13 protein-coding genes and 1 tRNA gene are annotated in these 11,051 nt (G+C 72.9%); 6 read left to right on the top strand and 8 right to left on the bottom strand.

All coding sequences use genetic code 11. The annotated features are described in order from the left end of the window. From WEB03_RS12590 to WEB03_RS12580, 3 genes are all read right to left on the bottom strand, one after another. Positions 1 to 1,440: ATP-binding protein (locus tag WEB03_RS12590; RefSeq protein ID WP_368071299.1), on the bottom strand; the 1,440-nt coding region annotated here is incomplete at its 3' end. Next, positions 1,437 to 2,132: a response regulator transcription factor gene (locus WEB03_RS12585; RefSeq protein ID WP_368071298.1), complete on the bottom strand. Its 696-nt coding sequence runs from the start codon at positions 2,130 to 2,132 to the stop codon at positions 1,437 to 1,439. The genes WEB03_RS12590 and WEB03_RS12585, both read right to left, overlap by 4 nt. Positions 2,133 to 2,225: 93 nt before the next feature. Continuing rightward, entirely contained in the window at positions 2,226 to 2,633 is a 408-nt protein-coding gene (locus tag WEB03_RS12580) for a hypothetical protein (protein WP_368071297.1), read from the bottom strand. 237 nt (positions 2,634 to 2,870) lie between these two features. On the opposite strand from WEB03_RS12580, the gene WEB03_RS12575 reads away from it, so the two are divergent. Beyond that, positions 2,871 to 3,752, top strand: coding sequence for a sigma-70 family RNA polymerase sigma factor (locus tag WEB03_RS12575; protein WP_368071296.1), 882 nt, complete (start codon positions 2,871 to 2,873; stop codon positions 3,750 to 3,752). Here the strand turns inward: WEB03_RS12575 and WEB03_RS12570 are convergent, their stop codons facing one another. Further along, entirely contained in the window at positions 3,753 to 4,367 is a 615-nt protein-coding gene (locus WEB03_RS12570; protein ID WP_368071295.1) for a TetR/AcrR family transcriptional regulator, read from the bottom strand. Positions 4,368 to 4,514: 147 nt separating this feature from the next. On the opposite strand from WEB03_RS12570, the gene WEB03_RS12565 reads away from it, so the two are divergent. After that, positions 4,515 to 5,339, top strand: a complete 825-nt coding sequence (locus tag WEB03_RS12565; protein WP_368071294.1) for an SDR family NAD(P)-dependent oxidoreductase — start codon at positions 4,515 to 4,517, stop codon at positions 5,337 to 5,339. A gap of 12 nt (positions 5,340 to 5,351) precedes the next feature. Here the strand turns inward: WEB03_RS12565 and WEB03_RS12560 are convergent, their stop codons facing one another. After that, a complete protein-coding gene (locus WEB03_RS12560) occupies positions 5,352 to 6,113 on the bottom strand; it encodes an FkbM family methyltransferase (RefSeq protein WP_368071293.1) in 762 nt (253 codons plus the stop codon). Between the two features lie 32 nt (positions 6,114 to 6,145). Then, the gene (locus WEB03_RS12555; RefSeq protein WP_368071292.1) at positions 6,146 to 6,832 is read right to left on the bottom strand and encodes an SDR family oxidoreductase; all 687 of its coding nucleotides are present in this window, start codon (positions 6,830 to 6,832) and stop codon (positions 6,146 to 6,148) included. Positions 6,833 to 6,998: 166 nt separating this feature from the next. Here WEB03_RS12555 and WEB03_RS12550 point away from each other — a divergent pair, with 166 nt between their 5' ends. The 4 genes from WEB03_RS12550 to WEB03_RS12535 all read left to right on the top strand — a co-directional run bounded on the left by WEB03_RS12550 (position 6,999) and on the right by WEB03_RS12535 (position 9,241). After that, positions 6,999 to 7,589 (top strand): hypothetical protein, encoded by a 591-nt coding sequence (locus tag WEB03_RS12550; protein ID WP_368071291.1) that lies wholly within the window; start codon positions 6,999 to 7,001, stop codon positions 7,587 to 7,589. Between the two features lie 47 nt (positions 7,590 to 7,636). Next, positions 7,637 to 7,710 (top strand) — tRNA-Arg (locus WEB03_RS12545). Positions 7,711 to 7,868: 158 nt separating this feature from the next. Beyond that, the gene (locus WEB03_RS12540) at positions 7,869 to 8,867 is read left to right on the top strand and encodes a PAS domain-containing protein (protein WP_368071290.1); all 999 of its coding nucleotides are present in this window, start codon (positions 7,869 to 7,871) and stop codon (positions 8,865 to 8,867) included. Beyond that, positions 8,864 to 9,241 carry a response regulator gene (locus tag WEB03_RS12535; protein ID WP_368071289.1) on the top strand — a complete coding sequence of 126 codons (378 nt, stop codon included), beginning with the start codon at positions 8,864 to 8,866 and terminating at the stop codon, positions 9,239 to 9,241. Before WEB03_RS12540 ends, WEB03_RS12535 begins: the two co-directional genes overlap by 4 nt. Before the next feature lie 40 nt (positions 9,242 to 9,281). Here WEB03_RS12535 and WEB03_RS12530 read toward each other — a convergent pair whose 3' ends face one another. Further along, complete coding sequence (locus WEB03_RS12530; protein WP_368071288.1) at positions 9,282 to 9,848, bottom strand: hypothetical protein; 567 nt, start codon at positions 9,846 to 9,848, stop codon at positions 9,282 to 9,284. Positions 9,849 to 9,893: 45 nt separating this feature from the next. Beyond that, on the bottom strand, positions 9,894 to 11,051 hold a 1,158-nt coding region (locus WEB03_RS12525), incomplete at its 5' end, for an MMPL family transporter (RefSeq protein ID WP_368071287.1).

Genomic DNA, 11,051 nt, shown 5'->3' with positions numbered 1-11,051 from the left:
GACCAGCACCGGGTGGCCGGCGACGGAGGGGCGAGCGTCCGGGGTCGACGACAGGAGCACGACCGCGGGCGGTTCGGGTGACGCGTCGGCCCGGGCCACCACGTCGAGCGCACCGCCGTCGGGGAGCACCAGGTCGATGAGCAGCACCGCCGGCGGCTGCTGGTCGAGGTGACGGCGAGCGTCGGCGGCGGAGGCGACGACCTCGACGCGGTACCCGGCCTGGACGAGCATGGCCGCCACGATCGGCCCCGATCGGTCGGACGGATCGACCACCAGCACGCTCGGCGCCGAGGCGGGGCCCACCGGCAGTTCGACATCGACCAACTCCGGCAAGGTGATGGTCACCCGGGTCCCCTCGCCGACCGCCGTGTCGATGTGGACCGTGCCACCGGACTGCTCGACGAAGGCGCGCACCGACGGCAGACCGAGCCCGGTGCCGTGGTCGCGCGGCTTGGTGGTGAACAGCGGCTCGAAGGCGCGTGCCACGACGTGAGGCGGCATCCCCGTGCCCTCGTCGGCGACCACGATGATCGCCGCGGGACCCCCACCGGGACCTCGCCCCCGGGAGGCCTCCAGCGTGATGCGGCCGCCCGGAGCGGCGTCCCTGGCGTTGAGGACGAGGTTGGTGATCGCCTGTTCGAGCCCGGCCGAATCGACGCGGACGTCGGGGGTGTCGTCGGCGACGGAGGTCTCGAGGCCCGCCCCACCGAGGCTGCGGCCGAGGAGGTCGGCGACGTCGGCGACGAGGTCGGCGACCACGACCGTCACGACGGCGCCACCGGACCGGGATGCGAACTGCAGCAGCTTGCGGGTCAGGGTGTCGACACGGTCGGACGCGATCCGCAGGTGCTGCAGGTCCTCGGTGAGGGCTGCGATCCCGGTGGCACGGTCGCCGCCGGCCGCGAGGTCGCGGAGCGACTCATCGGCCAGCCCCAGGCTGGTGACCAGCACCGTCAGCAGGTTGTTGAGGTCGTGCGCCAGCCCGCCGGCGAGCTGGCCGACGGTCTCGAACCGGTGCGCCTGGGCCAACTGTTCACCGAGGCGCGCACGCTCCGTCTCAGCACGTACCCGTTCGCTCAGGTCCCGCACCACCACCTGCAGGCGCCGTTGCGGCTCGCCGAGGTGGCCGACGCTGACCCAGGCGGGGAACCGGGCACCGTCGGTGCGACGCAGCTGCAGATCGGTCCGCAGCACCGGCTGCCGATCGAACAGCACCTCGGCCAGGCGGTCGGCGGCGCGGTCGCGGTCGACGTCGGCGACCAGGTCGAGGAGGGCGCGTCCGACCAGGTCGCGCCGCTCGATCGCACCGAACAGCTCGACGAACGCGTCGTTACAGCGTTCGACGGTGCCGTGCAGGTCGAGGATGGCGATCGCGTCCGGCGACAGGTCCACGAAACGACCGACGAGGTCGTCGGGGTCCGCCAGGTCGTCGGTGCTCACGACCCGACCCAGCGGTACCCCAGCCCCGACTCGGTCACGATGAAGCGAGGCGCAGCCGCATCGTCGCCGAGCTTGGCCCGGAGCGTGCGGAGGTGGACCCGCAGGCTCTGCCGGGTCTCCTCGCCGTGCGACTCGTCCCAGACCGCGTGGATCACCTGCTGGTAGGTCTGGATGCGATCGGGACGGCTCGCCAGCGTGCTCAGCAGCCGCCACTCGATGGGCGTGAGCCGGACCTCGCGGTCGTCGACGAGGAGGCGGTGGTTGGCGAGGTCGATGACCACGCCCTCGCACTCGAGACGTCCGCCCGTCGCGCGGTCACCGCCTCGGGCGCCGGAGCGGCGGAGCAGCGCGGCCACACGCGCACGCAGCTCGTCCATCGAGAACGGCTTGTCGACGAAGTCATCGGCACCCGCATCGAGGGCCGCGACGCGCGCTCGTTCGCTGCCCTCCCCCGAGAGCAGCACGATCGGGACGTCGCTCCAGGTCCGGAGCCTGCGGACCACCTCGATGCCGTCGAGATCGGGGAGGCGCAGGTCGAGCAGGATCAGGTCCGGCTGCGCGGCGGCCGCGGCCGCGAGCCCGTCCTCACCGTTGCGCGCGACGATGACCTCGTGACCGGCACGCTGCAGCCCCCGCGACAGCGCGGTGAGGATCTGTGGCTCGTCGTCGACCGCGAGCACCTTCGTCGCCAACGCCCGCCTCCCCCTCCCGCGTCAGGCGGCCAGACGCCGCGGGCGCAGGGTAAACGGCGACCGAACGCCACGGGCGGAGGGTGACCGGCGACGTCACGCCCGCAGCGAGGGTCCGAGGTCGCAGCTGGCCGGAACGGTGGCCGCGAAGGCCCCCTCGAGCTGGGCCCGGCGGCGGTTGACCCGCTCCACGGCGTCGACGAGGTCGCGTGCGACGGCCCTCGGCTCCCTACCCGCGCGGATGTCCGACCCGTCCTCGAGCGACGCAGCGATCTGCTCGGCGGTCAGGTCCGGTGAGACGCCGGCCGCCGTGAGGGCGATGCTCCGCGCGAGCATCAGGTAGGCGGCCCGCTCCGTGGCCCGGTGGACGGCCGCGATCGCCTCGGTGATGGCGGTCGTGTCCTCCCCCGCCTCGAGGCGACGTTCCAACACCGCGAGGCGACGCTCGATGGTCTCCACCGCGTCGCGCTGGCGCCGCAGCACCTCCGCGAGCTCACCCACCATCACCATCTCGTCACACCTCGACCTCGTCACACCTCGACCTCGTCACACCTCGACCTCGTCACCCGGTGCATCGACCGACGGTCGCTCGGCTCAAGCGGTCGGTGTGAAGACGGTCGTGAAGGCTCGACCCACCCCTGTGAAGAGCGCGTGAACGCCTCTACCGTCACGGGTGCGCACCATCCGATGCTCCCTCCAACGGGCCAACCGGCCGCCCGGGTGGACGGAACGGAGCGAGGTATGCGCACGACGACCGCGAGGGCTCCCCGCGCGACCGACGCGGCTGCTGACGGGATCGCGCAGCTCATCGAGGCGCACGTCCACCTCGTCGACCACGTCGTCCACCAGCTGACCGCGAACTTCCCCCGTCACGTCGACCGCGACGAGCTCCTCGGCGCCGGCGCTGCCGGACTGGTCGATGCGGCCCACCGCTACGACCCCTCGACGGGCGTGCCCTTCGCGCGCTACGCCACGATCCGGATCCGCGGTGCGGTGCTCGACGAGACCCGCGGCCGCGACTGGGCCACCCGGCGGCTCCGACGTGACCTCCGCGCCATCGAACGAGCGACCAGCGTCCTCGAGGAGCGCCTGCAACGGGTCCCGCACGACACCGAGATCGCCGGGGAGCTCGGCGTCACGGTCGAGCTCGTGCGCAAGCGCCGCGCGTCCGCGGTCACCTCGCGCCTGTTGACCCTCGACCGGCCACTCGGCGAGGACGGCGAGGCGGGCTCGCTCGCCGACCGTGTCACCGAGACCGACGTCGCGTGGCTGCCCGGCCCGGCGCTGGAACGCTCCGAGCTCGTCGGCACGCTGCGCACCGCCGTCGCCGCGCTGCCCGAGGGGCCGCGCCGCGTGCTGATCGAGCACCACTTCGAGGGCCGCCTGCTGCGCGACATCGCCGACTCGATGGGGGTCACCGAAGCCCGCGTCTCGCAGCTCCGCCACGAGGCGCTCCGCGCCCTCCAGGCCTACTTCGGCACCGTGTACGACGGGGTACCCGAGGTTCCGACCGACGCCCCCGGCAAGCGGGCTCGGACGGCCTACGTCGAGGGCGCGGGCGCGTGGCCGTCCCCCCTGGCGGCACCGGCGGTCGACGATCTCCGGGTCTCGGTCCCGGCCTGATCAGTCCGCGGCGGACCGCCCGAGGCGTTCCACCTCGGCGGGATCGAGCCGCGATGCGATGGGCAGCAACAGCGTGTCCACGATGACGTCGACGAGCCGTGCCCGGTCGAGGTCACGGTCGACCAGCCACGACACGATGACCTCCTCGGTCGAGACCACCCACCCGCGGACGACGATCTCGACCTCGGGGGGGACCTCCCGGAGGCCCAGCCCCTCGACCACACGATCGGCGAGCACCGCCCGCGTGCGATCACCGACGGCCCGCAGTTCGGGTTCCCCGCTCGCGGCGCCGCGGACGAGCGAGATGTAGGCGTCCCGGCGAGGGGCGACGTGATCGATGAGCTGCTCGACCCCCGCACGCAGTTGTTCGAGCGGGGTGGCCGTGGCATCGGTGGCCGTGGCGGCGAGCAGCTCGTCGCCGGCCCGCTCGGCGACCGCGACCTGGAAGTCGCGCTTGGTCGGGAAGTAGTGGAACAGCAACCCCCGGGAGATGCCAGCGGCCGACGCGACGTCGTCGACCGAGACCGCATCGAACGAGCTGTCGGCGATCAGTTCGTGGCCGAGCACGACGAGCTGCTCACGCCTCGCGGTCCGGCTGAGTCGCGCTCCTGTCACCACGTTCACCTCCCGTCGGTCGCACCTCGGTGGCCGCCGCTGTGCGGCCTGACCCTTGTTGACTGATGCTCAACCGTAGCGGTACCGTCATCGTCGAGCAACGCTCAGCGGGAGGTCTCCTGCCCCCGATGACACTCGAGGACACCCGTGCGCACCTTCTCCGGTCGGACCGCCGTCGTCACCGGCGCCGGATCCGGGATCGGTCGCGCGCTGGCGACCGAGCTCGCGCGGCGCGGGGCCAAGGTCGCCGCCTCCGACGTGGACATCGCCGGGGTCGAGCACACCGCCGACCATCTCACCGCGCGCGGCGGGACGGTGCGCGCGTGGCACCTCGACGTCACCGACCGTGACGCGGTCGAGGCCCACGCGGTGGAGGTCGTCGACACCTTCGGGTCGGCGGACCTCGTCATCAACAACGCCGGCGTCGCGCTCGCGGCCCGGGCGGTCGAGCAGACCGCCAAGGAGGTCACGACGGTCGTCGACGTGGACCTGCTCGGCGTCGTCCACGGCACGCAGGCCTTCCTCCCCCACCTGCTGGCGTCCGGCGACGGGCACCTGGTCAACATCTCATCCCTCTTCGGCCTGGTCGCGATGCCCTACAACTCGGCCTACAACGCCGCCAAGTTCGGGGTCCGCGGGTACACCGAGTCGATCGCGATCGAGCTGGCTGCTGCCCGCGCGCCCGTCGGCGTCACCTGCGTCCACCCCGGTGGGATCGCGACCGACATCGCACGCAACGCCCAGACCACACCCGGCAACGAGGCTCTGACCAACGCCTTCGAGAAGGCGCTGCGCATGCCGCCGCAGCGTGCCGCCGAGATCATCCTGCGGGGCGTGCAGCGGGGCCGGCGACGTCAGTTGGTCGGTGCGGACGCGTGGGCGATGCACGTCGCCCAGACGGTCCTCGGGGCCCGCTGGATGGACGTCATGGGCGTGCTCGGCCGCAAGGTGGTCCCGCGCTACGAGCCGTGACCCACCCGCTGGTCAGGTGCGCCGGCGCCGGACCGGGAGCGGCGGCCGACGTTCGCTCGGGACGAGCACGTAGTCGTCCTCGTCGGCGGTGACGGCACCCTCGAGCGCGTCGAGGGCGCCGCGACGGAACCGGTAGACGCCGTACCCGTGCTTCGCCACGGCGTCGACCACGTCCTGCGCGGACGCCTCGTAGCGGAACTGGTGCAGGTCATCGGCTTCGACGAGGACCAGCGGCCGAGCCTCGGCCAACGTCCGCTCGGCGCCGGCGAGCGCCGCCAGCTCGGCACCTTCCACGTCGATCTTGAGCACGTCGACGCGGTCCACCCCCGACTCGGCGAGGACGTCGTCGAGCCGACGGGTCGGCACGGTGATCTCGCGGTGGGGCAGCCGCGCGAAGGCTGCCGTGCCATCGCGGTCATCGGTCGTGCCGTGCAGGTGCGCCCGCGTCGGCACCACTGGGATCCGCAGCGGCAGCTCCCCGTCGGCCTCGGCCAGGGCGACCTGGTGCAAGGTGGTGCGGTCGTGCACGCCAGCCAGACGGGTGATGCGCGCGAGCATGCGGAGCGAGCCGGGCCGCGGTTCGAAGCCGAACACCCGTCCCGTCGGTCCGACGCGACGAGCCATCACGAGCAGGTGTGCGCCACCGGCCGCGCCGACGTCGACGCACACCATCCCGGGCTGCACGACCCGGGACAGGAGGAACAGCTCCTTCTCCAGGAACGGGACGCGGTCGACGGCGCGCTCGAGCCGGCTCGGCCGTCCGTCGTCGGTCACGGGGTCTCCATCGCTGCAGGGCGGCCCGGAACCTACGCGCTGCCGGCGGCGAGGTCCGCCACCGCCTCGGCCACCGGTCGGTCACCGGACAGGACCTCGAAGGTCACGCCGGTCGCGTCGGCCTCCAGGCTGGCGGCCATGACCGCAGCGACGTCGGCGCGCGAGATACTCCGATCGCCCCGCTCCGCCCTGGCGATACGGGGGGTCCCGGTGCGGACCTGGTCGGTGGGCGGATCGTCGGTGAGCGCGCCGGGTCGCACCACCATCCACCGCAGGCCGCTGGCGGCGAGCACCCGGTCGGCGGCGTGCTTGGCGGCGAGGTAGGGCGCCATCGCCTCGGACGACCCGAGCGGGTCGTCGGCGGCCATGGAGGACAGCATCACGTAGCGGTCCGCGCCCGCCTCGACCGCCGCGTCGATGGTTCGGACCGCGCCGTGGAGGTCGACGAGCAGCGTCATGTCCTTGCCGGTGGACGCCCCGCTGCCGGCGCAGAACGCGACGGCGTCCACACCACGGGTGGCGTCGGTGAGCGCGGTCGCGTCGGGGTCGGTGAGGTCCCCGGGGACCACCTCGGCTCCCCTCTTGGCCAACGGCGCGCCCTTGTCGGGGTCGCGGACGAACGCGCGGACCTGATGACCGTCGGCGAGCAGCCGATCGACGAGCAGACGGCCGGTGCCACCGGTGGCGCCGTGGACGAGGACGAGCACGTGGGGATCCATCCGTAGGTGTCGTCCGAGCTTCGGAGCCGGCGGCAGGTCCCGCTCGCTGCGGCACGGGTCCCCCGGCCACCGTCCGAGCGGTCCTCGGGAGCGTCAGGCGTGCCGGGTTCCGGACACCGGTCCCGTTAGCCTGGGCGCACACCACCCCCGTCTCGGAGGCTGCCCCGTGCTCAGCGCGTCCCGACCGCTGCTGGTCGCCGCACTCGTGCTGTTGCTCGCCGGCGTCACGGTGGTCGTCACGCAGAGCGGCCCCGACGACGAGCAGGTCACCGCGAGCGGTCAGGACGGTGACGACGCTCCGGCCGACGACGCTCCCGCCGACGACGCTCCGGCCGATGACGACGCGGACGACGCGGACGACGCGCCGGTGGCTGACGACGAGGGCGAGGACCAGGCGGGAGCGGACGACGCCGACGACGCGGCGGTCGGCACGGACGCGGACACCGGCGACGGAGCCCCCGCCGATGACGGCGAGGTGGCCGACGGTGGCGCGACGGCGCCCGATGCGGAGAGCTCGGGTGAGGGCTCGGTCGACGACGAGGGATCGGCCGGGGAGGCCGACACCACCGCGACCGGCGACAGCGGCGACGATGCCAGCGACGGTGAGGGCGAGGTCGCAGCTGGCGTGCCGAGGTCCGGTGGGACCGCCGCCGGCTCGGCCGGTGACGGACCACTGCCGAACACGGGCGCGGGCGCCTTCGAGGCCGCCCTCGGTGCCGTGGCGTTGGCCACCCTGAGCACCCGCCGTCGGAGCTGACGCGCCAGCCGGGTGTGACGGTCGTCCGGACTAGCCTTGTCGACCGCGCGCCCGTAGCTCAGCTGGATAGAGCATCGGACTTCTAATCCGACGGCCGCAGGTTCGAGTCCTGCCGGGCGCACCCGATCTGCTCGACGCCACATCGATCCGCGCCACCAGCGTCAGCGCACCCCGACGCTGGTCGGGGCAGCCGCACCGTCAGCGACGGCAGCCGAGGCATCAGCGACGCCGGACCGTCTACCGTGACGGTTCGGTGGTCGGTGAGCTTCGGGGCGTGACGTGACGGTGCATCCTTCCTGGTGGGGCTCCGCCTTCGAGCAGCTCGCTGCGGTCTCCCCCGCGCGGTTCGTCGTCGTGCGCTGGGAAGGTGACGACGGCACCGTCGAGTGGGCCAACGCCGCCACGGCGGCGCTCATGGACCTCGAGGTCTCGGACATCATCGGTCGCCGGGTCAGCGAGGTCTACCCCGACCGCTACCTGACGGAGATCGCCGAACAGTTCCGGACGGCGCGCGAGCAGGGGTCGCTGCGTTACGAGGTCGTGCGCGAGTTGGCCGCCGGCCGGGTGACCCTGAACGCCGCGACCGTCCCGCTGGGCGAGGACCTGTTCCTCAGCTACGCCCTCGACGTGACCGTCGAGCGTGAGACCCAGCGCCAGCTCGCGCTGGTGACCGAGCTGACCGGGGCCGGCCTCTACCACTGGAACCTCGCGACCGACGAGGTGAGCTGGAACGACGAGATGTTCCGGCTGTTCGGGCACGAACCGGGCGCCTTCGTGCCTCGGCCCGGCAGGTACCTCGAGCACGTCCACCCCGAGGACCGCAGCATGGTGACCGAAGCGGTCGCGGCCGGTCGCGCCGGCGGGGCCCCCGCCGCACAGCTGCGACACCGCATCGTGCGAGCGGACGGACAGCGACGGACCGTCGACATCCGCGCGCAGGCCGTCACCGACGGGCCGGGTGAGCGGCTGTACGTCTTCGGCGTGGTCCGGGACGTGACCGATGAGGTCGAGCTCCAACGTCACGAGGAGCTCGTGCGACGGGCCGCTCAGCAACAACGCACGGCCCTGACCGTCCACGACCGCATCGTCCAGGCGCTCGCCACGGTCGTCCTGGCCCTGAACCTCGACGAGATCGAGACCGCCCGGGAGGAGGCGTTGGCCGCGGTGGGGGCGGCCCAGGCGGTCGTCTCCGATCTGCTGGCCGAGGTCGCCGCGGTGCAGGGCAGCATCGAAGCCGGGGCGTTGCGGGTGCTCCCCACCGAGGAGGGCGCACCGTGACCCGCACGATCGTGATCGTCGACGACGAGCCGGGGCTGCGTCGGCTCCTGGTCCTGATGATCCGGCGCGACGGCCGCTTCGAGGTCGTCGCGGAAGCCGGCGACGGCCTGGCGGCCCTCGACGCGATCGGGCGTCACGACCCGGACCTGCTGCTGCTCGACCTCGGCCTGCCCGAGTTGGACGGGCTCGAGGTGCTGGAGCAGCTCGCGGATCGCCGCCGGCCGGCCACGGTGGTGCTCACCGGGTTCACCGATGCGACCACCCACGAGAAGGCCCGATCGCTCGGCGCGGTCGACTGCCTCGTCAAGGGCACCGACTTCGACCGGATCGTCGAGACCCTCGCCGCCGCGTGTTCGAACGAACCGCGCGCCTGACGGGGCCTTCCCGAGCGCGCCGCGCTGACGGGGCGCCCCGTCAGACGGTGACCGGCGCCGACCGAGCCGCGACGACACCAGCGAGCCAGCCGGCAGCGAACGTGACCAGCAGCAGCGCCACGCCCGCGGCCCACCCCGGCTTGTAGACCATCAGCGCCACCAGGCCGACACCGACCCCGACCAGCGAGTGCACGGGGCCCCACAGGCTCGGCGCCGCGGCGGCCGCGCGGAGATCAGCGGTGGCAGCCTGGTCACCGACCGCGTGACCGTCCACGGCGAGCCGTCGGAGTCGGGCCCCGCCGATCATCGGACCGATGGGGGCGAGCAGCAGCAGCCCGGCGACGCCGAGGGTGATGAAGGGGTTCGAGAACCCGCCCGCGTCCCCGCCCCAGACCGCACCGGCGAGGTGACCGCCGGTCAGCAGCGACAGCACCGCGGACACGACGATGATGGCCCCGGCACCGCGGGTGAACCTGGCCCAGGTCGCGACGTCCCGTCCCGTGGACGCCGAGCGGAGCTGGGCGCCAGCGAGGACCTGGACGAGCCCGCCTCCGACCATGCCGATGGCGGCCAGGACGTGCAGGAACAGCGAGGAGGTATCGATCACCGAGGAACTCCTGGGAGTCGGGCGGGCGTGCGAAGGTGCGGAGGCTCAGACGCCGGAGCGGACGGGGGCCTCCGCGACCGCCGCCGGAGGCGAGGCAGCATCGCGGCGCTGCCGACACCGTGCCCAGAGCTTGAGGCACGCCGGCTCGACCAGCACGGCGGCGATCAGCGAGTAGATGATCGTCAGCGCCGTGATGATGCCGAACTGTCGCATCGGCGCGAGCGAGGCGAACCCGAGGACGCCGAAGCCGGCCGCGGTCGTGGCGGCTGAGCCGAGGAGCGCGCCACCGGTGTGGGTGACCGTCTCACGCACCGCGTCGTCGATCGTGGCACACACCTCGAGGTCCTCGGTGAACCGGTTGGCGATGTGGATCCCGTACGGCACGCCGATGCCGATCGCCAGGGAGGCCACCATCGCGGTCATCACGTTGAAGCTGATGCCGAGCACCAGCATCGAGCCCGACACCCACGCGACCACGAAGATCGACGGGATCATCGCGACGACGCCGAGGAGGGGTCGTCGGCCGCGGAGGGTGAAGAACCCGACCAGGACGACGAGCGCGGCGATCAGGGTGATGACGATGCCACGGGTCTGGGATGCCGTCAGCGCGTCGAGCGACTCGTCGAGCAACAACGGTTGGCTGACCACGGTCGTCGTGATCCCGGCAGCGTCGAGCGGACGGAGATCCTCGGTGAGCTCGTCGCGCAGGGCGGCGGCACCGTCCTGGCCGGCCGCCGTCGAGATCGCGAGGACACCGAGCGTCGCGTCCTCGGTCAGCACGCTGGCGACCTCCGCGGGGGCGACCTCGCGGGCCAGGCCGTAGAGCGCAGCGATGTCCGCGTCGGGAGCGAAGCCCTCGGAGGTGAAGCCGAGCGTGGTTGCCTGCTCGGCCGCGTCCGGCTGGCTGGCGATGGCCGCCACCAGCGATGCCGGCGAACTGACCTGGGCCTGACCGGCGGCACCGCGGACGTCGGTGGTGTCGCCCATCTCGACCTGCGCGGCGAGCATCGCGTTGGCGACGTCGGGGTCGGCGAGGTCACCTTCGAGCAGGACGTAGGTGGTCTCGTCGAGGTCCGCGCCGAACAGCTCCGTCATCGTGGCGATCAGCTCGCCGATCTCGGAGTCGGCGGGGATGAAGTCGTCCTGGCTGAAGGTGGTCGACACCTGGCTGCCTGCGACACCCGCGACGAGCGTGAGCAGGGC

This window comes from Nitriliruptor sp. (assembly GCF_040882075.1).
Classification (GTDB): domain Bacteria; phylum Actinomycetota; class Nitriliruptoria; order Nitriliruptorales; family Nitriliruptoraceae; genus Nitriliruptor.
Note: the sequence above shows the minus strand (reverse complement) of the source record. Positions and strands in the feature narration are given on the sequence as shown.

Coding starts and splice junctions, on each gene's coding strand:
- WEB03_RS12580 (WP_368071297.1), bottom strand. CDS start 2,633: ATGGTGGGTGAGCTCGCGGAGGTGCTGCGGCGCCAGCGCGACGCGGTG.
- WEB03_RS12575 (WP_368071296.1), top strand. CDS start 2,871: ATGCGCACGACGACCGCGAGGGCTCCCCGCGCGACCGACGCGGCTGCT.
- WEB03_RS12555 (WP_368071292.1), bottom strand. CDS start 6,832: ATGGATCCCCACGTGCTCGTCCTCGTCCACGGCGCCACCGGTGGCACC.